Below are 21,446 nucleotides of genomic sequence, written 5' to 3' on the forward strand. Positions count from 1 at the left end.
GGCATGCAGGCCGCCGCTGAAACCTGCTTTGTTGACTTCCAGGATGTCTGGCTGGCTTACAACGAGCAATTACTCGCCCAAAATCACTTCGCCGTAGAGGCCATCGATCTCAAGGTGCATGAGGGTGAGTTCATTGCCATCGTGGGACCGTCCGGCTGTGGCAAGTCCACGTTCATGAAGCTGACCACCGGGCTGAAAATGCCATCCCGGGGTCGCATTCTGATCGACGAACAACCGGTCACCGGGCCCTTGAAGATTTCGGGAATGGCATTCCAGGCCCCTTCTTTGCTGCCCTGGCGTACGACGGTGGACAACGTGCTGTTGCCGCTGGAAATTGTGGAGCCCTACCGCAGCAACTTCAAGGCAAAGCGCAAAGAGTTTGAGGCGCGGGCCCGCGCGCTGCTGCAAAAAGTGGGGCTGGCGGGCTACGAGGACAAATTCCCGTGGCAGCTTTCGGGCGGCATGCAGCAGCGCGCCAGCATTTGCCGCGCGCTGATTCATGAGCCCAAAATGCTGCTGCTGGATGAGCCTTTTGGCGCGCTGGACGCCTTCACGCGCGAAGAGCTGTGGTGCATCCTGCGCGACCTGTGGACCGAGCAGAAGTTCAATGTGATTCTGGTCACGCATGACCTGCGGGAGTCGGTCTTTCTGGCGGATACCGTGTATGTCATGAGCAAAAGCCCGGGCCGCTTTGTGGTCAGAAAAGAAATCGAGCTGCCGCGTCCGCGCGACCTCGAAATCACCTACACCCGCGAGTTCACCGACATCGTGCACGAACTGCGTGGCCATATTGGCGCGGTTCGAAACACGGCCGCGCAAACGGCGAGCACCACACCATGAGCCGACACACTACCGAACGCTGGGCGCCCATTGTGCTGGCGCTCATTCTCTTGCTGCTGTGGCAGTCCGCGTGCATGGCATTCGCCATTCCCGAGTTCATTTTCCCCAGTCCCCTGGCCATCGGTCAGGCCATGGCGGAGTTTGCCGGACCCATTGCCGAGGCCGGCTGGAAGACCTTCTGGGTCACCATGGTCGGCTTTGGCATCTCGATTGTGGTGGGCGTGATGCTGGGCTTTCTGGTGGGGTCATCCCGTCTGGCCTACGCAGCGGTGTATCCGCTGCTGGTGGCGTTCAATGCAGTGCCCAAGGCTGCGCTGGTTCCGATCCTGATTGTCTGGTTCGGCATTGGCGTGGGGCCGGGCATCCTGACGGCTTTCCTGATTTCGTTTTTCCCGATCACGGTCAACATGGCCACCGGTCTGGCGACGCTGGAGCCCGAGCTTGAGGATGTGTTGCGGGTGCTGGGGGCCAAACGCTGGGATGTGCTGGTGAAGGTCGGGTTGCCGCGTTCCATGCCGTATTTTTTTGGCTCCCTCAAAATTGCCATCACGCTGGCTTTTGTCGGCACCGTGCTGGCGGAGATGACCGCTGGCGACTCGGGCATTGGCTATCTGATGCAGTCGGCGGGCTCGTCCCAGCGGCTGCCACTCGCCTTCGCGGGCCTGGTGGTGATCGGGGCCATGGCCATGGCCATGTACGAGTTGTTCAGCTTTATCGAGAAGAACACAACCGCCTGGGCACATCGCGGCTCCCAGGGCGAGTAGGTACCCTGCCGGCCGCGTCCATCCATGGCCTGGCACGCATCGCTCCAGCTTGACTATGCGTTGCGGGCCGGGCGCACGGTTGCCCAGTTTCGCCATGATGGGCCGCTTCGTGTGCTGCAAAGCCTGTACCCCGAGGGCGATGCTGTGTGCCATAGCGTGCTCGTGCATCCCCCCGGCGGTCTGGTGGGCGGTGACACGCTGGACCTCCGGATCACGGCAAGCGATGCTTCCCACGGCCTGATCACCACGCCAGGGGCCACGCGTTTCTACCGCTCCAGCGGCGAACCGGCGCTGCAACGCACGCACATCACATTGACTGAACAGGCACGCCTGGAATGGCTGCCCCTGGAAACCATCTGCTACAACAACTGCCTCGCCGAAAACCACCTCACACTGGACCTGGCACCGCAAGCGGAGTTCCTGGGTTGGGATGTCACGGCGCTCGGGCTGCCACACGCCCATCAGCCATTTGACCAGGGGAGCTTCCTGCAGCACATCGAAGTGCCCGGCGTCTGGCTGGAGCGCGGCCGCATCCAGGCCGATGACCATCGACTGATGAATGGCCCGCTGGGGCTGGCAGGGCACCGCTGCCTGGCCTCCATCTTCTTTGTAGCCGGCAGCAGGATCGAGAGGGCCCGGCGTCAGGGCGCGCTGGACCTGGCCCGGGCAGTGATCGAAGCCCATGACCTGCGCCACACGGCGGGCGCCACCAGCCCGGACGGACAGGTCATCGTGGTCAGGGTACTGGCCCCCATGGTGGAGCCCGCCATGGATCTGCTGCGCCGCGTATGGGCCGGCTGGCGTCAGCATTTATGGACTCTTTCGGCTGCCAGTCCCCGTATCTGGTCGACCTAGTGCTATTATTTTCATATCAGCACAACATGAGGTGATCAAATTTTCCATGCAGCATCTGTTGCTGCTCCGCAGACGGGGACGTTCTGATGGCATTGCCTGAAGACGACTTGTCGGCCTCGCAAGCGCTGGTCATAGACAGCAACCCGACCTCGCGCTCCATTCTGGTGTCCCAGTTGCGCGATTTCGGGATGGGCGTCATCGTCCAATGCGCGCGGCTGGCAGACGCCCGCCGCCAGCTCGAGTACCGGACCTTTGACGTTGTCCTGTGCGAGCAGCATTTTGCCGGTGAGTCCTCGTCGGGCCAGGATCTGCTGGACGATCTGCGTCGCAACCAGCTCCTGCCGTTTTCAACCGTCTTCATCATGGTGACGGCCGAGGCGACCTACGCCAAGGTGGCCGAGGCGGCCGAGTCGGCGCTGGACGGCTATTTGCTCAAACCGCACAAAGCCACCCAGTTGGGAGAGCGCCTGCGGCAGGCCCGCATCCGGAAAATCTCGCTACAGGAAATATTTGCCGCGATTGAAGCAGAAGACTTTGAGGCGGCTGCCGATCTGTGTCTTCACCGCTTTGAGACGAAGGGCCTGTTTTGGCTGTATGCCGCCCGCGTCGGTGCTGAACTGCTGCTGCGTGTCGGCAAATATGCAGAGGCCCATACGCTGTACGAAGCGGTCGTGGCTGCCAAAACCCTGCCGTGGGCCAAGCTGGGCGTGGCGCGCTCCTTGCTGGATTCCGGCCAGACCGCCGTGGCCGCCAGCACGCTGGAGAACCTGATCAGCGAAGACCCCAGCTACGCTGACGCCTACGACGTGATGGGACGCGCCCAGTTTGAACTCGGCAAATTTGACCAGGCCATGGCCACCTACAAGATGGCGGCCGAGCTCACGCCGGCATCCATCAGCCGCCTGCAGAATCTGGGCATGATGACCTACTACTCGGGCGACCGGCTAGAAGCCGAAAAAATACTCGACCGCACTGCACGGCTCGGGCTGGACTCGAAAATGTTCGACTGCCAGACACTGGTGCTGCTGGCATTCACGCGGCTGGAAAGCGGTGACCGCAAAGGCCTGCAGCGCTGCCGCGACGACTTCGTCCGCCTGATCGAAAAGAATCTGAAAAGCACGCGTCATCAGCGCCTCGCCGACATTGTGGATGCCCTGTCCGCGATTCAACAACACCAGTTTGCGCAGGCCCTAGACGCTGTGCGGGCCATGATCCGCTCCGTGAAAGCCGCCGACTTTGATTTCGAATCAGCCTCCAACCTCCTGGCCCTGATGGCGCAGCTGGCGAACAAGGCCATTCAGCTGGATGAGGTGGAGTCGGTTGTTGACACGCTGGGTATGCGCTTTTGTACCAGCCGGGCCATGTGTGAGCTCCTCGCCGGTGCAGCTGCCGTGCACGAGCCCTATGCGACCCGCATCCGGGCAGCCCACGCGCAGATTCTGAAAATCACCGAACATGCCATGTCCCTCAGCATGGGCGGCGATCCCCAGGCCGCCGTCAAAAACCTTGCCTTCCATGGCAACGCCACTCTCAATGGCAAGCTGATCGAGACCGCCCACCTGGTGCTGCATCGGTATGCCGGCAAGATTGCCGACGCACAAACCCTGGGCGCCATGGTGCAGGACCTGCGTACCCGCTTTTGCAGCATCAGCACCAAACCGGCCCTGGGTGAGCAAAAGCGCCAGGCGGGCGGGCTGACCCTGCGCACGGGCAGCGCGTCCGCCAAGGCATCGGTCGTCGCGTCCTGAAAATCGGCCAATCAAGACCCTGGGTGTTCATCGCCCTCAAATCGCCACCAGCTGCCGCACCCCGTCGGCTTCCATCTCCCGGCCCTGGCCACTGGCGCGCACGCAGCCGCGCTCCATCACCACGTAGTCATCGGCCAGCTCCTGCGCAAAATCGTAGTACTGCTCCACCAGCACAATGGCCATGTCGCCGCGATCCGCCAGCATGCGGATGACGCACCCGATGTCTTTGATGATGCTGGGCTGAATCCCCTCGGTGGGTTCGTCCAGCATCAGCAACTTGGGCGCAGCTGCCAGGGCGCGCGCAATCGCCAGCTGCTGTTGCTGCCCGCCCGACAGATCACCGCCGCGGCGATGCAGCATTTGCCTGAGCACTGGAAACAGGTCAAACAATTCGGGCGGTATCGGTGTGCCCGCGCTCTTGTAGGCCAGCCCCATGCGCAAATTTTCTTCCACCGTGAGTCGGGCGAAGATTTCACGGCCCTGCGGTACGAAGCCAATACCGGCTCGGGCGCGCTCATACGGCGTGGCGTTTTGAATCGGCTTGCCATCGAGCTCGATGCTGCCGGTCTTGATCGGCACCAGGCCCATCAGGCTCTTGAGCAACGTGGTTTTACCCACACCGTTGCGCCCCAGAATGACGGTGACGCGGCCCAGGCTGGCCTGCAGACTCACATCCCGCAGGATGTGCGAACCGCCGTAATATTGGTTGATGTTTTTGACGTTCAGCATGCTCACCATTACCTTCCCAGGTAGACCTCAATCACCCGCTCATCGGCCTGCACCTGCGCCAGCGTTCCCTGCGCCAACACCGCGCCCTCACACAGCACGGTGACGATGTCCGAGATGGTGTTGATGAAGCTCATGTCGTGCTCCACCACCATCAGCGAATGCTTGCCTTTGAGGCTGAGAAACAGCTCGGCCGTGCGCTCGGTCTCTTCGTCGGTCATGCCGGCCACCGGCTCGTCCAGCAGCAGCAGCTTGGGGTCCTGCATCAACAGCATGCCAATCTCAAGCCACTGTTTTTGCCCATGGCTCAAGTTGCCCGCCTGGGCGCTCACGCTGTCCGCCAGGTGAATGGTGTGCAGCACATCCAGCAGGCGGTCGCTCTGCGCGGAATCCAGCCGGAAGAACATCGATGCTGTCACCGACTTGTTGGTCTTGAGGGCCAACTCGAGATTCTCGAACACCGTCAGTTGCTCAAACACCGTGGGCTTCTGGAACTTGCGGCCGATGCCCAGCCCGGCGATTTCCGGTTCGGTGTAGCGCAGCAGGTCAATCGTGCTGCCAAAGTACACCCGGCCCTCATCCGGTCGCGTCTTGCCGGTGATGATGTCCATCATGGTGGTCTTGCCCGCGCCATTGGGCCCGATGATGCAGCGCAGCTCGCCCGGTGCAATGTCCAGCGACAGCTTGTTGATGGCCTTGAAACCATCAAAACTGACACTCACCTCTTCCAGGTAGAGGATGCGGCCATGGGTCACATCCACTTCGCCCGGCGTGTGCAGGCGGGAGAAGCCCGCGGCGCGTCCGCCGGACTCGGTCTGCCCCGTCCTGGCCGCCATGGCGGCCCGGTGCGCCTCGATCCGGCGGGCGCCCTGCTCCAGCAGATCAGGCGTCATTTCTTTCTCCTCAGCAGGCCGACCACACCGCTCGGCAGGAACAGGGTGACGCCAATGAACAGTGCGCCCAAAAAGTACAGCCAGAACTCGGGATAGGCCACCGTCAGCCAGCTCTTGGCCCCGTTGACGATGAAGGCGCCAACGATGGGGCCGATCAGGGTGGCGCGGCCGCCGACCGCGGCCCAGATGGCAATCTCGATCGAATTGGCCGGGCTCATCTCGCTCGGGTTGATGATGCCCACCTGCGGCACATACAGCGCACCGGCCACGCCGCACATCATGGCGGAGATAGTCCAGATGGTGAGCTTGTAGCCAATCGGGTTGTAGCCGCTGAACATGACACGGGTCTCCGCATCCCGCACCGCCTGCAGCACGCGGCCAAACTTGCTGCTCACCAGCCAACGCGCCAGCAAAAAGAAGCCCAGCAGCGCCACCCCCGTCATCACAAACAGCGTCATGCGCATGCCCGGCGTGGCAATCGGGATGCTCAAAATCCGCTTGAAATCAGTGAAGCCGTTGTTGCCGCCAAAGCCGGTCTCATTGCGAAAAAACAGCAGCATCGCGGCAAAAGTCATGGCCTGGGTGATGATGGAAAAGTACACCCCCTTGATGCGTGAGCGAAAGGCAAAGTAGCCAAACACAAAGGCCACCAGGCCCGGCACCGCCACCACCAGGAACAGCGTCGCAACAAAGCTGTCGCTGAAGGTCCAGTGCCAGGGCAGCTCCTTCCAGTCCAGAAACACCATGAAGTCCGGGAGATTGCTTTTGTAGTTGCCATCGGTGCCAATCTGGCGCATGAGGTACATGCCCATGGCGTAGCCACCCAGTGCAAAAAACACGCCGTGGCCCAGGCTCAGAATGCCGGTATAGCCCCAGATCAGGTCCATGGCCAGGGCACAGATGGCGTAGCACATGATCTTGCCGACCAGCCCCACAGCGTAGTCGCTCAGATGAAACAGGCTCTCTGCGGGCACGAGCAGGTTCAAGGCCGGCGCCACGGCGCACACCATGATCAGGGCGACGACAAAGGCACTCCAGCCTCTGCCGGACAGCACCGGGCTTTTGGAAGGGAGAACAAGGGTGCTCATGCTTCGGCGCTCCGGCCCTTCATGGCAAAGATGCCTTGCGGACGTTTTTGAATGAAGATGATGATGAACACCAGCACGGCAATCTTGGCCAGCACCGCACCCGCCCAGCCCTCCAGAAATTTGTTCAGCACCCCCAGGCCCATCGCGGCATACACCGTGCCCGCCAGCTGCCCCACGCCACCCAGCACCACCACCAGGAATGAGTCCACGATGTAGCCCTGCCCCAGGTCCGGCCCCACGTTGCCCACCTGACTCAAGGCGCAGCCCGCCAGCCCCGCAATGCCGGAGCCCAACGCAAAAGCGTAGGTGTCGATGCGGGCGGTGTTCACGCCCATGCACGCCGCAATCGGGCGGTTTTGCGTGACACCGCGCACGAACAGACCCAGCCGTGTGCGGCCGATCAGCCACGCCACCCCCAGCAGCACAAATACGGCGAAGCCGATGATCACCAGCCGGTTGTAGGGCAGCGACAAATTGCCCAGCACCTGCACGCCGCCGCTCATCCACGAGGGATTTTCCACCCCCACGTTTTGCGCGCCAAACAAAGTGCGCACCAGCTGCATCAGCATCAGGCTGATGCCCCAGGTGGCCAGCAGGGTCTCCAGCGGGCGGCCATACAGAAAGCGGATCACGCTGCGCTCCAGCGCAGCCCCCATCAGGGCCGACGCCATGAAGGCCACCGGTACCGAGGCCAGCAGATACCAGTCAAACGCGCCCGGCAGATATTTCTGGAACAGGCCCTGCACCACGTAGGTGGCGTAGGCGCCAATCATCATCAGCTCGCCATGCGCCATGTTGATCACGCCCATTAACCCGTAGGTGATGGCCAGGCCGAGCGCCACCAGCAGCAGGATGGACCCCAGGCTGATGCCGCTGAAGATCGCGCCCAGCCGGTCGCCCCAGGCCAGCGCGGTCTCCACCTTGTGCAGTGTGTTCTGCAACGCGGACTTGACGTCCGGCTCGGTCTCCAGTGCCAGCCGAGCCAGCAACACGGTTTTGGTGTTGGCCTGCGTGCTGCTGCTGAGCAATTTGGCGGCTTCCAGGCGTCTGGTTTTGTCGGTGCTGTTGAGCAGCGCCGCCGCCCGCACCAGGCCCAGTTGCTCCTTGATCTGCGGGTTTTGCTCCGCTGCAAACGCCTTCTCGATCAGCGGCAGCTTGGTTTCATCGGCATCGCTCTGCAACTGCTTGATGGCAGCAATGCGCGTCTTATCGTCTTTGGAAAACAGCCTGAGCGCGGCCAGCGCTGAATCCAGCTCGCCGCGCATGCGGTTGTTGTTCATCACGTCTTCGGCACCCTCAGGCACCACGGCTTCGGCGCCGCTCACGGGGTCAAAGCCCTTGCCGTCCTTCATGATGAACACTTGATCACCGGCCATTTTCACTGCGTCGTCGGTGAGGGCCTGCAAAAACGCAGCCGTTTTGTCGTCAGCCGTGACCATCGCTTTGTTCAAAGCCTCAACGCGTGCATCGGACTCGCCGGATGCAATGGCTCTTGCCTCTGTAGCCGTTATGGAATATGCATGACCAGCTATAAATAGCGTAGCAGCCATGAGGAAATATCGAATCAGCATAAATGGAACTACAACTCCTTGGCCAACTACAAAACGCGAAGAACGGAAGAAGCGTAGCGAGCGGTCCGAGGTGGGGCGAAGCCCCACTTCGGACTGCCAGGGTGCTTCTTACTTCTTCGCCGGCTCATCAGGCTTGGATGCATTGCCTTCGATGTAGGGCGACCAGGGCTTGGCTTTCACCGGGCCGGGTGTCTTCCACACCACGTTGAACTGGCCGTCGGCCTTGATCTCGCCGATAAACACCGACTTGTGCAGGTGATGGTTTTTCTCATCCATCTTGCTCACGATGCCGCTGGGCGCCTTGAAGGTCTGGCCCGCCATGGCGGCGATCACCTTGTCGACATCGGTGGACTTGGCTTTTTCAACCGCCTGCTTCCACATGTTGATGCCGATGTAAGTGGCTTCCATCGGGTCGTTGGTCAGCGCCTTGTCTTTGTGACCGGCAATGTTCTTGGCCTTGGCGTAGGCTGACCACTTCTTGATGAACTCGTCGTTGGTCGGATTCTTGATGGACTGGAAGTAGTTCCAGGCCGCCAGGTGGCCCACCAGCGGTTTGGTGTCCACGCCGCGCAACTCTTCTTCACCCACCGAGAACGCCACCACCGGCACGTCTTTAGCCTTCAGGCCCGCATTGCCCAGCTCCTTGTAGAACGGCACGTTGGAGTCCCCATTGATGGTGGACACCACGGCGGTCTTGCCACCGGCGGAAAACTTCTTGATGTCTGCCACGATGGTCTGGTAATCGGAGTGACCAAACGGGGTGTATTTCTCATCAATGTCGGTGTCTTTCACACCCTTGGATTTCAGGTAGGCGCGCAGAATCTTGTTGGTGGTGCGGGGGTAGACATAGTCGGTGCCCAGCAGCACCCAGCGCTTGGCCGCGCCGCCGTCCTTGCTCATCAGGTAGTCCACCGCAGGGATGGCCTGCTGGTTGGGTGCGGCACCGGTGTAGAACACGTTTTTGGACAGCTCTTCACCCTCATACTGGACGGGGTAGAACAGCAGGCCGTTGAGTTCTTCAACCACTGGCAAGACCGACTTGCGCGACACCGAGGTCCAGCAGCCAAAGATCACATCGACCTTGTCTTGCGTCAGCAGCTGCTTGGTTTTCTCGGCAAACAGGGGCCAGTTGGAGGCGGGGTCCACCACCACGGGCTCCAGCTTCTTGCCCAGCAAGCCACCTTTGGCATTGATCTCGTCAATCGCCATCAGCACGGTGTCTTTCAACACGGTTTCCGAAATGGCCATGGTGCCCGAGAGGCTGTGCAGAATGCCGACCTTGATGGTGTCGGCAGCAAACGCTGGCATGGCTGTCAAGCCAGACAGGGCGACGGCAGCAGTGAGTGCCTTGAGTGTGAAACGACGTTGCATGTGTGCTTCTCCGGTAGGTAAAAAAGAAACCATTTCGTTGCGCAGGGCCTGTGGGTAAGACAGGCTTTCGCGTAACGATGAGGTGACTTTAGGGAGAAGCGTGAAATTGGGAAATACGCCGAGTGGCGTACGGGGGCCGCTATCGCTTGAAGAATGCGCGCCAGGCTTCAGAACTACTCGGCGGGGACACATAGGGTTCGTGAACTTCCGATATGCAGCGTTTGCGGGTACTGGCAAATGCCCGCTATCTGGTCGCCCAATTTCATGATTTCAAGTGCCGTTCAGCCGACGTTCGCGGACTTCGGCAAAGCTGACCATACCGATCCGTCAGACTACTGAAATGCCAACTCGATACCGGCCATTGCCATTGCACCATACTGATACTCACAGGAGCCATGGCAAAGCACTACTTGGCCAACATCCAAGCCGCAGTTTTCTGAATAACGTCCCGCTCAAGTCCATTGAAACCATGGTACGCCATGGCCTCGCAAGGGTCACCACTGTTATGCCCCCCTTTAAAGGCAAGCAGATCTTTCCTAGGCGAATTGGACAACTTCTCCATGAGCGTCGGTAATTTTGAAAATTCGCACAGCTTGCAACCATCCTGTTCGTGATGCACAACGAGAACTGGAATTCGTATCTTTCCCAGCGGCATTGCAGGAACTGCTCGGCTACGGTCATCGGTGAGAATGGTTGAAGTCAAAACGATGCCATCCGGGCCATCGGCATCAGATAACTCCGTGGCGGCGTAAGCGACGGACTGAGTACCACGGCTGGTTCCCACCAGCCAGACAGGTGTTTGGGACTGCCCTCGCATCCATGCAATCACTGCCTTGATGTCTGATGCATGTTCGGCCATCTGGCGAAAGCCACCAAGATAAGGTGGATTCTGCCTGTCGGATGGGGCATCAATGACAGCAACCATGAATCCTTGTTCGGCGAACAGGTTGCGAGTGCGAACCAGGAAATTGCCATCGCCCCACTTGAACGATCCGTTGGGATATATCTGCAATCCACCGTGGCCGCCAGCAAACAAAATGACGCTTGCCTTTGGCGCTGCCGACGAAATCACAAGCATACGTTGAGTAACACCAGTCCTGGTGGAAATCTCCACTACCTTTTCCACAGCCTGTGCATTGGCTTGCAAGAGGAATGCAATCGCAATGGCTGCGATCCTTGGTTTGATGAGGTTTCGCATAGGTGTTCTCTGGACGTTCGACGTTTGGCCCGCGCGGACGAGACGCCATCTTCACAAGAAGCAAATAATGCGTGAATATTAATGGCTTGGAACGGTGTTTAACTGAGAATTATCAACCAGACTTCCGTAAGTTTTCGTTCGACAAGGTGCCGTAAGAATTAACATAGGCGCGGGTAGATGGCACTTAGCAGTCACTGGGGACTGACACATTTGGTCGTCGGATCTGCAGCGGGTCCAGTCGTTCACGACAGGCAGCTTTCCGGCTGCCCAGTTCGACTCCAGTCAGAAGCCGTTTGCGGCGACCCGCAAGGTGCCCAAAAACGATACAGATCATTGAGCAAAGCGGTTGGTGGGTATTCCAGTCGATCGTGACCGGCCATTCCGATTCCGGTTTGTCGGTCGGCAAGAGTTCCACCGGTACTCAGTCCGTCCCCCTTGTTGGCAAATGGCTGCAAGTCTGGTTGGCCCAAAGCCCGGGAGAACATGTTCGGTACACCCCAGCGTCACAAGCGATGAAACCTGGCTTACCCGTGCACGTTGTGGAAACCTGACCACAACTCGTTGAGGTCGGAGAAATGCCATCTTCCCGGATCTTCCCGGCTTGCGATTCTGTCCCTACAACTTGACAAGGAAAGGTCAATGATCTCAGGCAGAATGCGCATGTCCGTCCTGGTGGAAAAGAACACTTTGACGCGCGGAACGGTCAGTGATTTGACAGTCTGCTCCATCACCACGCCGATGCGCCCCGAATTCAGGCGCACGAGCGAACCCACCGGGTAGATGCCCATGGCCTTGACGAAGGCCTGAAACACCTTGGGGTCAAAATGGCCCTTGGTCCACTCGGCCATTCTCCGCAAGGACTCAGCCGGGTCCCAGCCCGACTTGTACGGCCGGTCGGAGGTGATGGCGTCATAGACATCACACACCGCACCCATGCGGGCCCACAGACTGATCTGATCACCTTTGAGCCCATCGGGATAACCGGAGCCATCCATCTTTTCATGATGGTACAGGCAGACCTCAATAGCGGCCGGGTCCACATTGACGCCCCCCAGAAGCATCTTGTGCCCTTCGACCGGGTGGCTCTTGATGATGCGGAACTCGGCATCGGTGAGTTTGCCTGGCTTGTTGAGCACGTCCATCGGCATCACGGCTTTGCCCAAGTCATGGAGCAGCCCAGCCAGACCGGCCGCGCGTGTCTGAGTCTCATCGAGACCGAGTTGCTTGGCCAAGGCCACCATCATGGCGCACACCGCGACCGAGTGCAGGTAGGTGTAGTCGTCCGCCGTCTTGAGCCGGGCCAGACTGATAAGCGCGCTGGGGTTGCGCGACACTGAGTCGGCTATTTCCTCGACCAGTAACTTGGCATCGCCGACTTTCACGGTGTTGCCCATGCGTGCTTCTTCAAACATCGAGATCACGGCCTGTTTGGAGCGGCGACAGATAGTGGCAGCACGGTCCATTTCCTGTGCGGCGGAAACCGGCGCCACCTGACGCTGTTCATTGGCTATTGGCGTTAGCTCTTCTTCCACCCGGGTTTCGGACTCAAACTCGGACACGACAGCCTCGCCGCTGGCCACGTCGACACCTTTGTCGCAGTCAATCCAGACTTCCTTGATGCTGCTGTCCAAAATGGCCACGATATCCGCCTCATCGGTCAAGACAAAACTTGAGCGAAAAAATGGATGCTCCATCCAGGAGCCACAAAACTCTCTCAGGTGCATCCCGAGGGTGAGTTGATGAACACTGATTCGTTTCAGCATGTGGATTTGATCCGCTGCCCTTGACGTTCAAACCAAAGATTGCGGCTGTTCGATCATTTGTTGGTAGACCATGCTTTGCAGCATCATTTGGTCATTCGGCTGGAGATCAACAAACTCCAAACCAAAATGCGCCAACGAAGTTCCACTTTGCTTGATCGTCTCGTCGACGAGAACCGCACGCACAATGGCAACCAGCGACAAATTTGCCTCGATGTTGTGCAGCTTGAGGGGAAAAGTTAATCGAATGGAGTCGCCCGTCGCTGCTGTATTGCGTGGCCCATCAATCAAGGCTCCGTTGGCACTGAGATTGGAGATGACGCCCGTCAGATCGGTGCCACCTCCCTGTTCCGTACGGACTTTGACAATGATCTTGGTCTTGACCCGGGCCGCTTTGCGAATCACTGTTCCCTGTACTTCTTTGGGGAAGGAAACATGCAGGTAGCTGTAGGGCACCTTGCAAACCCTCTGAACGTCACAGGCAAAGCCGAAGGCGTTTTGGCTGGAAAAGACCCGCATGACGAGCTGGTCTCCCTCCATCAGTTGCAAACGCACACTGTTGACCGTTGCCGGCGTTGTGACCAACATGCTGAGGTCCTGCAAGTAACCGATCAGACGCACAAAACAGCGCTCGGCAGAAACTCTTTTGGGCGGTTGGGCCTGCAAACGATCAGCCACCTTGAGATTCATGGCTTCAAATGGGAAGCTGCTTTGGGACGCATTGGTGCTTGACTCGGGTGTTGCGGGGTCCTCGGCGAGAGTTTTAGCTGTGGTGTCAGTCTCAAAATCGCCTTGCTCAACCGAGTTGTTAGTCATTGTGTGTGATCGATACGTTAGAAGTGGCGGATGCATTGCGTCACTGCGATGGCAGTTAGGGGGGCAGCTTACTGAACCCCTCCAGGCTTGGGTATCCCCCAAATAGGGGATACCGGTTGCGCTCGTGATGGCCGTGTGGCGCAGACGTCCCAAGACGCCGGTGATGATTCGTTCCGACCAAGGAAGTCAGGTTGGAAGCGATGACTGGGCTGCTGCCGGTTTCATAAACACTTTTTTAGGGTGGTCTGTTCTTTGCACTTGAACGTCCGCAATGGAGAAGTGGCCTGAATGGCCGGTCTTGGTCGGGACTTGCCGGCCAGCTTGGTCCCCTTACCAGTCATCCGCTAGTCATGTTCGCCAGTCCGTTTATTAAGAACCGAATGACCGTCAATGCGAGTGCAAGTGATGTGCATCCGGCACATGCGGATGTTCATGACGCATTGGTTCGTGCCGATGCCAATGGCTGTGGTGCACCAAGGGTACGACATCGTGGGTATGCAGGTGGTGCCCATCCTCATGCGTATGGGCATGTTCGTGTTCGAGCTCTTCATGGTCGTGCTCGTGACCATGCGACTCAAATAAATGCAGCACAACGCCGACCAACATCAATACACCTCCTACGCCCAGCATCCAATTGCCAGAGCGGCTACCGAATGCGAACGCGCCCAGTGCCCCGATGAACGGCGCAAACGCAAACACGGAGCCTGTACGTCCTGCACCAAACTCCCGCTGGGCGAGCAAATACAGCCGCAAGCTCAGCCCATAACCGGTAGCGCCAATGACAAGCAGGGCACCCGCCGTAAGGAGTCCGGGCAATGGTTCGTCAAATAGAAAGGCAAGACCCACTGTCGCACATGCCCCCAAGCTGGATTTAACAAAAACAACCTGCCCCGGGTCGCGTTCCGCAACGCCACGCGACAGTGTGTTGTCTATCCCCCATGCGGCGGTGGCGACCAATACGGCCAACAGCCCCAACAGTTGGGTGTCTCCGGCAATACCTTGCTCCAAAACCAGTGCTACTCCACCAGCAAGCAGGAACAGCATGGCAGTTCCTACCCGTTTGTCCATGGTTTCGCCGTAGAGTCGCCAGGCAAGCACGGCCGTGAACAGTGCTTCCAGTGTGAGCATGAGTGAGGCGCTGGAGCCACTGGTGCGTTGCAGTCCCCAGGCCAGTGCCACTGGGCCGACTACCGCCCCAAAACCTGCCATGGCAACAATACGCGGCAGCTCTGAGCGGCGCAGGCTCGCCTCCCGCTCAGGGGGATGGCGCATCAAGAGCGAAACCACGGCCGCTCCTGCATACAGCAGTGCTGCGGTCGTGAAAGCGCCAAGCCCTTGCCCGAAATGCTGCACCAGCGGCGTGCTGAGCCCAAACAGCGCAGCTGCCAACAGTGCAAGTGAACCACCCCTGAGGGCAGGTGCAGACATTCGGATATCCAAGGCTTACTTTCCAGTGAAGTTGGCAGCGATGAAGTTGCCAGTCAGTGTGTAGAACATATAGAGGGTCTGCTTGGTGGCGTCTTTCTCAGCCGGGTTCTTGAAGGTGAGCTTCCATTCCTTCATGTTCTTACCTTCAACAGATTCGGCCTTGTCCAGTTTGACCGACTTCCATGAAGCGTCGATTTTGCCGTTGCTTGCCAATGAATCCTTGTAATCGCTGGCGCAGCCCGCGATAAGAGCTTGCTTTACAGGCGCATGACCGTGGAAGTGGCAGCCACCGCCAGCGCCCGCAAAAGCGGTAGGCGCTGCAAAACAGGATACGGTCAAAGCAGCGATAGATGCGAATTTTTTCATGATGATTTCCTTGGGGGTTAAGTAGGTGTGAAAGATTGAAGGGCCTCAAAGGGAGTTGCGGCTGGGGTCCAGCGTCTTGTCAATGTCCATGTCCTCATGGATGTGCTTGTGCTCTTGGACTGGGAAGCGGAAGCTGTCCGGGTTGGCATCATGTTGGTAGCCGTGCAGTTGCATGAAGAGCAAATACACCCCGGCATAAATCAAACCCAGGTTGGCGGCAAAACTGAAACGCTTGAAGGATGGACGATGGCGCCAGAACGCCAGCAAGCCAACCATCACCGTCAAAGCGGCAATCTGACCAATTTCCACGCCGACGTTGAAGCTCAGAATGCGCAACAGCATGCCGGTGCTGTCGTCACCCAAGGGCAACTGTTGCAGACGGGTAGACAGGCCAAAACCGTGCAGCAAGCCAAAGCCAAAGACAGCAGCCAACAGGTTGGGCGACTTCATGTCAAAGACACGCTGAAAGCCCCCGTTGTTGTCAAAGCCCTTATAAATCACACTGATGGCGATGATGGCGTCGACCAGGTAGTAGTTCCAGGTGATTTTGAAATAGGTCGCAAAAATCAGGGTGATGCAATGTCCCAGCGTAAAGACGGTGACGAACTTCGCCACGTCCTTGAAGCTGGTCAGGAAGAACACCACGCCAAACAGGAACAGCAAGTGGTCATAGCCGGTGAGCATGTGACTGGCACCCAGTCCGATGAAACGGACGTAACCACCATCGAGCATGCTTTGCCGGTCAGCCTCGGAAATTCCGTGAGCAAATGCCATGAGTGGCAAAGCCATGAGCAGCAGGGCCATGAATCGGCCAAAAATTAGTTTTTCCATCAATAGGGCAAACGTAAAGTTGTCGTGCAATAGCGCACGTGCAGCTCCCAGCTCAACACAGCCGGTAGCTCCGAAAGGGATTCAGATTGCGAAAGTCAGCAGCCCGCCATCAAGGGGGCCGGGTCTTTCATTACGCGTTTTGCATGGGTGGCCGCAGGGGGCCTTCAAGCGTGGGAGAGCGCCAAATGACGTGGCTGGCCTCAAGGGGCGACATGGACCGACCGTGCGCAAGCGAAGGCTGTAACGAGGTCAATAACCCGGCGGCATTGGTTCCAGAGTCTGCGTGCAGGTGCTGCACAAGGCCGTCATCGTCCATGTGCGACGCATGGTCTGCATGGTGGTGGTGATTGACATCTTGGCTGTGCACTGCCAGATGCTCCAGCTCGCCAGCCCGCTGTGCCACCGTCATCGAGCCGAGCATCGCCATTGACTGCCATAAGAGGACAGCCAGAAGGATGAATGCGCGAAGATTGCGTGACATGGGGCTGGATTTTAAGGGCATCTCCATGTTCGCAACTTGGTGGGGCTATCAACAATGACTGCGAAGACTGATCGCTCCTAGCTTTTAATGGACGGTAGCCGACTGACATCCCCCCGTTCTGAGTGACCGGTTTGGAGCGTGGATTCAACCGGTCATTCGCGAGACAAATCAGCCTGCCTGGAGCGGCCTGCTTGGCAGGCACATCAGTATCTGCGAGACTTTCAGGATGAAATTCAGTGAACTTGGTCTGGATCGCTGGTTGGCGGACAAAGCCAGCGAACTGTGTGGGCCCGATTTGTCCGTAGCCAGGGTCACCGCGGTTGACCGGGGGCGTTACCTGATCCGGGGTGAGGACGGCGAGGTGCCAGCCGAACTGACCGGCAAATTCCTCCACCTCGCCGAGTCCTCCGCCGAACTTCCATGCGTGGGCGATTGGGTGTGCGTGCACTACCGCGATGCCGGCGCGCAGGCCAGCATTCACCACCTGTTGCCACGCCGGTCCTTCCTCCGGCGCAAAGCCGCCGGCCGCGACGTCGAGTTCCAGATGATTGCGGCAAACATCGACGTGGCGTTCATCGTGCAGGCCTGCCACTTCGATTTCAATGTCCGACGGCTGGAGCGCTACCTCGTGATGGTCAGGGACGGCCATATCGAGCCCGTGGTGCTTCTGACGAAGACGGATCTGGTCAGTCCGGAAGAATTGGAGCGGTTGATCGGCCAGATCCGGCTCATGGGGATAGACGCGAAGATCGTCTGCGTCAGCAACGTGACGGGCGCGGGCGTCGATCAGGTTCGCGAGCTCATGGCGCCCGGCAAGACCTACTGCCTCCTCGGTTCGTCGGGCGTTGGCAAGACAACCCTCATCAACCGTCTGCTGGGTGGCGGCGCGCTCGAAACCCGCGAGGTCAGCCATACGGGTGAGGGGCGTCACACCACCACGCGGCGCCAGTTGATCGTGCTCGGGCATGGTGGCTTGTTGATAGACATGCCGGGCATGCGCGAACTGGGGATGCTTGGCGCTGGTGAGGGCATCAATGAGGCCTTTGCCGACATCAGCGCACTTGCAGGGAACTGCCGGTATCCCGACTGCAGTCATGGCCGCGAACCGGGTTGTGCGGTTCGTGCGGCGATCGAGCGGCGCGAACTGAGCGAAGAGCATTTGCAGAACTACCTGAAGCTGCGCAAGGAATCCGAATTCCACGACCTGTCCTACATCGATCGGCGCAAGAAGGACCGGGCATTTGGCCGGTTTGTCCACTCCTACAAAAAGCAAAAGGACGGGCCGGACCAGAACTAGACCGGCATGTGGAAACGGCGCACGGCTGCTTTCGGTGTTTTGTCACAATTCGGCCCGACTTGCCTTGTCGTTGAGGTATCTCATCGGTGCTTTGTCTTTTATATTTCAGGTAAATCGTTGGCTGAGAACATAAAAATGACCCAAGAAAATCAAAGTTTCAAACTGGTGAATGACGCGTTTCCCAATATCGGAAGATCCATTCTGCTGTTCTGGGGTCACCCTGACTTCCATGAATTCATGGAGGGCCTTCAGCAGGAAAAGGGAGGACGAACCAGAGCAGGGTTTCCGCCTGACGTCTTGAAGGCCCTGTTTGATCTGACTTCTGAACATGACGAAACGTTTCCGGAATTGGCTCCGCAAGCCACCGGTATTTGGGCATTGCGTAGCAAGGTAGGGGCATTTCAGGCACCTTGGTGACCATCGCGCGGCGCAGGTGAAATTGAGCAAATGCGCGCAAGCGTGTAGGCTCTGCTGTTCATGCAACTCCTCACTCGCCCCGCCAAACAAGTTCTCAAGCACCCCGGGGCATTCGCCCTGCGGACGCTGAAAGGTTTCCGCGCCAATCAGGGCCTGCTGCTGGCCGGGGCCGTCGCGTACTACGCCTTGCTGTCCATTGTGCCGATGCTCATCCTCACGGTGATTGCGCTGTCGCACTTTGTCGATCAGGCCGCACTGCTGCAGACCCTGGGCGGATCGCTCGAGTGGCTGGTACCCGGGCAGTCGAAGGCGCTCGTGGCCGAACTCGCCAACTTCCTGGTGCACCGCGATATTCTTGGCTGGGTGTTGCTGGGCAGCATGCTGTTCTTCAGCTCGCTCGCCTTCACGGTGCTGGAGAACGCAATGTCGGTGATCTTTCATCACCGTGTGGCCATACGGCGGCGCCACTTCCTGATTTCCGCTGTGATTCCCTATGCCTACATCCTGTCACTCGGGCTCGGTCTGCTGCTGGTGACGCTGGTGGCGGGCAGCCTGCAGGCAATGGGCCAGCAGCAGGTGGATTTTCTGTGGCGCAGCTGGTCGCTTGGTGGGCTGTCCGGCGTGCTGCTGTATCTGCTCGGCTTCGCGGGCGAGATCTTTGTGTTCACCTCCATTTACCTGGTGATGCCGGTCGGCCGGCTGTCGCTGCACCACGCACTGCTGGGCGCCATTGCAGCGGCGCTGCTGTGGGAGATCTCGCGCCATGCACTCGTGTGGTATTTCACGACGCTGTCCCAGATCGGCACCGTCTACGGCTCGCTGACCACCGCCATCGCGGTTCTCTTGAGTCTCGAGCTGGCGGCCACCCTGCTGTTGCTGGGCGCGCAGGTGATCTCCGAATACGAGCGCCTTGCGAGCGAGGGCCTTGAGGCGCCACCGCAGCCCTTCACAACCGACGCGCGATGAATTTGCCAGGCTTTTGAACAGAATTTATTCGCTACAAAATCAATAGCTGCTTACGCTTATTGGACGCGGGCTAGCGGCCTAAAACACTCTTAACGCCCGGCCTGGTCGCCCCACAGTTGTTTCAGCCGCGCATCCCGGCCGCAACTGGTGCGGTAGTACTTGTAGCGAATCGGGTTCTTCTGGTAATAGTCCTGGTGGTATTCCTCGGCGGGGTAGAAGGCGCTTGCCAGCGTGATCTCGGTGACGATGGGTCCCTTGAACGGTTTGGACTTTTCCAGTGCGGCGCGCGAGGCCTGGGCAATCTTCAGTTGCTCGGCGTTTTGCGCATAGATGGCGGTGCGGTAGGGTGAGCCGATGTCACAGAACTGCTGGTCTTTGACGGTCGGGTCGATGGTGTGCCAGAAATAATCCACCAATCGCTGGTAACTGACTTTGGCCGGTTCATACACGACCTCGACCGCCTCCGCGTGGCCGGTGATGTCGCTTGAGACCTGCTCATAGCTGGGGTTGGCTGTGCGCCCGCCTGTGTAGCCTGAGGTAGTGGAGATGACGCCGGGGATCTTGTCAAAGTCAGACTCCACACACCAGAAGCAGCCACCCGCAAAAATGGCCTTGGCCGTCGCCGTGGGCGCAGCCCCCGTCGGTGTGGTTTGCGCACGGACCTGCGCGCAGGTCAGCACCGCAAGAGCGAGTAGGGTCGCCAGGGCGAAAACGTTTGACCGTAGGTGTCGGAACATGGTGAGCCTCTATCGGGTGGGTAATATGCAGTTGGTCGCGCGAAGGCGAAAAACCTTTCATCAGCATAGCGACGAACACCTGTCCATGATCGTTGCAGTGGCTTCAACGCCACCGCGACGCCATGGCCCCAACTCAACAGCGAGACGACTTGAACAAATTAACCCTCGGCAAGGTCAATGACCACGTGTATCAGGTCCTGACGGACCAGGGCGCTCACGTGGGCAACCTGAAACTGATCAACGCAGTCTGGAAGTTCAAAGCGATTGGCTACGAGCCCAACGGCGAGGTCATCCCCGGCGGCGGGCCGCTGACGGACCGGCACAACACCACCTTCGACACCCTCGACGAGGCGGTGATTGCCGCCAGGCTGATGCCAGGCTGAGAGACTGTTGGCACGCCCGCGTTACCGCTACCTGTTGCCCTGGGGACCCCGTTGCTCATCTTTCTCGCGCCCGCTCCCCCGCCCCTGCTGCGGCGGCTGCCTGTGCTCCTGCCCGGCTGAGCCGCCTGGCGGTCTGCGCTGGGAAGGTACAGGGATCCGTTTTACGGCTTGTTCCTCATAGTGCTGGCGCACGACGGCGTCGCGCGGCTGGTAGCGGTAATTGCGGTCATGCAGCAGCGGCTGCTGTTCGGTGTGGGGGTAGCGATCGCCTGAATAGCCTCGCTGATAAATCGGCAACGGGGCGGGCGCCGGTACAGCCCGGCGGTCCCACCGGTCCCAGCCGCCTCGACGCTGCTCCCATTCCCTGCCCCAGTGCTCACCCCAGTGTGGCGGTGCATCCGGTTGCCAGCCGCGAAAGTACGGCGGCGGAACCCGGTAGTAGCGCACGGGGATTCGCAGGATAAAGAAGGGCACGTAGTTGGGGCCCACCAGGCCCCAGGGGCCGTTGTACCAGGAGCTCGCGTACCAGTTGTCACCGTGGTACACCCAATACATGCCGTCGTAGAAAAAGAAGTTCGCTTCCAGTCGTGGCGCGTAGTAGACCGGGTAGCCCGGTACCCGCACCAATTCCGGGTACACCGGCAGATTGAACCCGATGCTCACCCCAGGAAACCCGATGCCGATGCTCACCTGAGCGACGGCCGAAGTCGCCGAGCCCAACAGCATCAGAAACACAATGAGTAGGTAGCGCATTTTTGTCCTCCAAAAAACTGAACTTTTGCCAGACTACCCCTCTCTACCTGGCGACTCCTTGCGCAATCGCACATGGGGTGATCGGCGCATCGATGGATATGTTGATTCGTTATGGGCGGATTGGGTTAGACATTTACACAACGTCGCATTTCGACAT

At 59.1% G+C, this 21,446-nt stretch carries 22 protein-coding genes; 9 read left to right on the plus strand and 13 right to left on the minus strand.

What is annotated here, in order from left to right; translation table 11 throughout:
- The first annotated feature begins 3 nt into the window (after positions 1-3).
- From Q7T10_RS08230 to Q7T10_RS08245, 4 genes are all read left to right on the plus strand, one after another.
- Positions 4-840 (plus strand): ABC transporter ATP-binding protein, encoded by an 837-nt coding sequence (locus tag Q7T10_RS08230; RefSeq protein WP_304747413.1) that lies wholly within the window; start codon positions 4-6, stop codon positions 838-840.
- A complete protein-coding gene (locus Q7T10_RS08235; RefSeq protein ID WP_304747414.1) occupies positions 837-1,604 on the plus strand; it encodes an ABC transporter permease in 768 nt (255 codons plus the stop codon). Before Q7T10_RS08230 ends, Q7T10_RS08235 begins: the two co-directional genes overlap by 4 nt.
- 24 nt (positions 1,605-1,628) lie before the next feature.
- Positions 1,629-2,459, plus strand: a complete 831-nt coding sequence (locus Q7T10_RS08240; protein ID WP_304747415.1) for an urease accessory protein UreD — start codon at positions 1,629-1,631, stop codon at positions 2,457-2,459.
- Between the two features lie 86 nt (positions 2,460-2,545).
- Positions 2,546-4,207 carry a response regulator gene (locus Q7T10_RS08245; RefSeq protein ID WP_304747416.1) on the plus strand — a complete coding sequence of 554 codons (1,662 nt, stop codon included), beginning with the start codon at positions 2,546-2,548 and terminating at the stop codon, positions 4,205-4,207.
- Positions 4,208-4,243: 36 nt separating this feature from the next.
- Here the strand turns inward: Q7T10_RS08245 and urtE are convergent, their stop codons facing one another.
- From urtE to Q7T10_RS08300, 11 genes are all read right to left on the minus strand, one after another.
- Entirely contained in the window at positions 4,244-4,936 is a 693-nt protein-coding gene (gene urtE, locus Q7T10_RS08250) for an urea ABC transporter ATP-binding subunit UrtE (RefSeq protein WP_304747417.1), read from the minus strand.
- 8 nt (positions 4,937-4,944) lie between these two features.
- Positions 4,945-5,826 carry an urea ABC transporter ATP-binding protein UrtD gene (gene urtD / locus Q7T10_RS08255; protein ID WP_304747418.1) on the minus strand — a complete coding sequence of 294 codons (882 nt, stop codon included), beginning with the start codon at positions 5,824-5,826 and terminating at the stop codon, positions 4,945-4,947.
- Entirely contained in the window at positions 5,823-6,914 is a 1,092-nt protein-coding gene (urtC, locus tag Q7T10_RS08260) for an urea ABC transporter permease subunit UrtC (protein ID WP_304747419.1), read from the minus strand. The genes urtD and urtC overlap by 4 nt, the downstream gene beginning before the upstream one ends.
- Complete coding sequence (gene urtB / locus Q7T10_RS08265; RefSeq protein ID WP_370653748.1) at positions 6,911-8,464, minus strand: urea ABC transporter permease subunit UrtB; 1,554 nt, start codon at positions 8,462-8,464, stop codon at positions 6,911-6,913. The genes urtC and urtB overlap by 4 nt, the downstream gene beginning before the upstream one ends.
- A gap of 129 nt (positions 8,465-8,593) precedes the next feature.
- Entirely contained in the window at positions 8,594-9,856 is a 1,263-nt protein-coding gene (gene urtA / locus Q7T10_RS08270) for an urea ABC transporter substrate-binding protein (protein ID WP_304747421.1), read from the minus strand.
- 406 nt (positions 9,857-10,262) lie between these two features.
- A complete protein-coding gene (locus tag Q7T10_RS08275) occupies positions 10,263-11,054 on the minus strand; it encodes an alpha/beta hydrolase (protein ID WP_304747422.1) in 792 nt (263 codons plus the stop codon).
- A 524-nt stretch (positions 11,055-11,578) separates the two neighbouring features.
- Positions 11,579-12,817, minus strand: a complete 1,239-nt coding sequence (locus tag Q7T10_RS08280; protein ID WP_304747423.1) for an HD-GYP domain-containing protein — start codon at positions 12,815-12,817, stop codon at positions 11,579-11,581.
- A gap of 27 nt (positions 12,818-12,844) precedes the next feature.
- Positions 12,845-13,630 (minus strand): flagellar brake protein, encoded by a 786-nt coding sequence (locus tag Q7T10_RS08285; RefSeq protein WP_304747424.1) that lies wholly within the window; start codon positions 13,628-13,630, stop codon positions 12,845-12,847.
- Positions 13,631-14,017: 387 nt separating this feature from the next.
- Positions 14,018-15,058 carry a DMT family transporter gene (locus Q7T10_RS08290; protein WP_304747425.1) on the minus strand — a complete coding sequence of 347 codons (1,041 nt, stop codon included), beginning with the start codon at positions 15,056-15,058 and terminating at the stop codon, positions 14,018-14,020.
- 15 nt (positions 15,059-15,073) lie between these two features.
- Positions 15,074-15,424, minus strand: a complete 351-nt coding sequence (locus tag Q7T10_RS08295; protein WP_304747426.1) for a DUF6488 family protein — start codon at positions 15,422-15,424, stop codon at positions 15,074-15,076.
- 45 nt (positions 15,425-15,469) lie between these two features.
- Positions 15,470-16,255, minus strand: a complete 786-nt coding sequence (locus tag Q7T10_RS08300) for a HupE/UreJ family protein (RefSeq protein ID WP_304747427.1) — start codon at positions 16,253-16,255, stop codon at positions 15,470-15,472.
- Between the two features lie 283 nt (positions 16,256-16,538).
- Here Q7T10_RS08300 and Q7T10_RS08305 point away from each other — a divergent pair, with 283 nt between their 5' ends.
- From Q7T10_RS08305 to Q7T10_RS08320, 4 genes are all read left to right on the plus strand, one after another.
- The gene (locus Q7T10_RS08305; RefSeq protein ID WP_304747428.1) at positions 16,539-16,685 is read left to right on the plus strand and encodes a hypothetical protein; all 147 of its coding nucleotides are present in this window, start codon (positions 16,539-16,541) and stop codon (positions 16,683-16,685) included.
- Positions 16,686-16,962: 277 nt separating this feature from the next.
- Positions 16,963-18,033 carry a ribosome small subunit-dependent GTPase A gene (gene rsgA / locus Q7T10_RS08310; protein WP_304747429.1) on the plus strand — a complete coding sequence of 357 codons (1,071 nt, stop codon included), beginning with the start codon at positions 16,963-16,965 and terminating at the stop codon, positions 18,031-18,033.
- Between the two features lie 135 nt (positions 18,034-18,168).
- Positions 18,169-18,450: a hypothetical protein gene (locus tag Q7T10_RS08315; RefSeq protein WP_304747430.1), complete on the plus strand. Its 282-nt coding sequence runs from the start codon at positions 18,169-18,171 to the stop codon at positions 18,448-18,450.
- 60 nt (positions 18,451-18,510) lie between these two features.
- On the plus strand, positions 18,511-19,416 hold the full coding sequence (locus Q7T10_RS08320) for a YihY/virulence factor BrkB family protein (RefSeq protein WP_304747431.1): 906 nt from the start codon (positions 18,511-18,513) through the stop codon (positions 19,414-19,416).
- Positions 19,417-19,505: 89 nt separating this feature from the next.
- Here Q7T10_RS08320 and msrA read toward each other — a convergent pair whose 3' ends face one another.
- The gene (gene msrA, locus Q7T10_RS08325) at positions 19,506-20,153 is read right to left on the minus strand and encodes a peptide-methionine (S)-S-oxide reductase MsrA (RefSeq protein WP_304747432.1); all 648 of its coding nucleotides are present in this window, start codon (positions 20,151-20,153) and stop codon (positions 19,506-19,508) included.
- A 149-nt stretch (positions 20,154-20,302) separates the two neighbouring features.
- On the opposite strand from msrA, the gene Q7T10_RS08330 reads away from it, so the two are divergent.
- Entirely contained in the window at positions 20,303-20,536 is a 234-nt protein-coding gene (locus Q7T10_RS08330; protein WP_304747433.1) for a hypothetical protein, read from the plus strand.
- Positions 20,537-20,563: 27 nt separating this feature from the next.
- On the opposite strand, the gene Q7T10_RS08335 is transcribed toward Q7T10_RS08330, so the two are convergent.
- Positions 20,564-21,289 (minus strand): hypothetical protein, encoded by a 726-nt coding sequence (locus Q7T10_RS08335; protein WP_304747434.1) that lies wholly within the window; start codon positions 21,287-21,289, stop codon positions 20,564-20,566.
- Positions 21,290-21,446 lie beyond the last annotated feature (157 nt).

The organism is Rhodoferax sp., from assembly GCF_030646845.1.
Lineage (GTDB): Bacteria > Pseudomonadota > Gammaproteobacteria > Burkholderiales > Burkholderiaceae_C > Rhodoferax.

What these genes read in the sequence shown, in the direction of transcription:
- Q7T10_RS08290 (WP_304747425.1), bottom strand. Translation starts at nt 15,058, where the DNA reads ATGTCTGCACCTGCCCTCAGGGGTGGTTCACTTGCACTGTTGGCAGCT.
- Q7T10_RS08335 (WP_304747434.1), bottom strand. Translation starts at nt 21,289, where the DNA reads ATGCGCTACCTACTCATTGTGTTTCTGATGCTGTTGGGCTCGGCGACT.
- msrA (WP_304747432.1), bottom strand. Translation starts at nt 20,153, where the DNA reads ATGTTCCGACACCTACGGTCAAACGTTTTCGCCCTGGCGACCCTACTC.
- Q7T10_RS08275 (WP_304747422.1), bottom strand. Translation starts at nt 11,054, where the DNA reads ATGCGAAACCTCATCAAACCAAGGATCGCAGCCATTGCGATTGCATTC.
- urtC (WP_304747419.1), bottom strand. Translation starts at nt 6,914, where the DNA reads ATGAGCACCCTTGTTCTCCCTTCCAAAAGCCCGGTGCTGTCCGGCAGA.
- Q7T10_RS08230 (WP_304747413.1), top strand. Translation starts at nt 4, where the DNA reads ATGCAGGCCGCCGCTGAAACCTGCTTTGTTGACTTCCAGGATGTCTGG.
- urtE (WP_304747417.1), bottom strand. Translation starts at nt 4,936, where the DNA reads ATGCTGAACGTCAAAAACATCAACCAATATTACGGCGGTTCGCACATC.
- Q7T10_RS08295 (WP_304747426.1), bottom strand. Translation starts at nt 15,424, where the DNA reads ATGAAAAAATTCGCATCTATCGCTGCTTTGACCGTATCCTGTTTTGCA.
- Q7T10_RS08280 (WP_304747423.1), bottom strand. Translation starts at nt 12,817, where the DNA reads ATGCTGAAACGAATCAGTGTTCATCAACTCACCCTCGGGATGCACCTG.
- Q7T10_RS08320 (WP_304747431.1), top strand. Translation starts at nt 18,511, where the DNA reads ATGCAACTCCTCACTCGCCCCGCCAAACAAGTTCTCAAGCACCCCGGG.
- urtA (WP_304747421.1), bottom strand. Translation starts at nt 9,856, where the DNA reads ATGCAACGTCGTTTCACACTCAAGGCACTCACTGCTGCCGTCGCCCTG.
- Q7T10_RS08245 (WP_304747416.1), top strand. Translation starts at nt 2,546, where the DNA reads ATGGCATTGCCTGAAGACGACTTGTCGGCCTCGCAAGCGCTGGTCATA.
- rsgA (WP_304747429.1), top strand. Translation starts at nt 16,963, where the DNA reads ATGAAATTCAGTGAACTTGGTCTGGATCGCTGGTTGGCGGACAAAGCC.
- Q7T10_RS08315 (WP_304747430.1), top strand. Translation starts at nt 18,169, where the DNA reads ATGACCCAAGAAAATCAAAGTTTCAAACTGGTGAATGACGCGTTTCCC.
- Q7T10_RS08285 (WP_304747424.1), bottom strand. Translation starts at nt 13,630, where the DNA reads ATGACTAACAACTCGGTTGAGCAAGGCGATTTTGAGACTGACACCACA.
- Q7T10_RS08240 (WP_304747415.1), top strand. Translation starts at nt 1,629, where the DNA reads ATGGCCTGGCACGCATCGCTCCAGCTTGACTATGCGTTGCGGGCCGGG.
- Q7T10_RS08300 (WP_304747427.1), bottom strand. Translation starts at nt 16,255, where the DNA reads ATGGAAAAACTAATTTTTGGCCGATTCATGGCCCTGCTGCTCATGGCT.
- urtB (WP_370653748.1), bottom strand. Translation starts at nt 8,464, where the DNA reads ATGGCTGCTACGCTATTTATAGCTGGTCATGCATATTCCATAACGGCT.
- urtD (WP_304747418.1), bottom strand. Translation starts at nt 5,826, where the DNA reads ATGACGCCTGATCTGCTGGAGCAGGGCGCCCGCCGGATCGAGGCGCAC.
- Q7T10_RS08235 (WP_304747414.1), top strand. Translation starts at nt 837, where the DNA reads ATGAGCCGACACACTACCGAACGCTGGGCGCCCATTGTGCTGGCGCTC.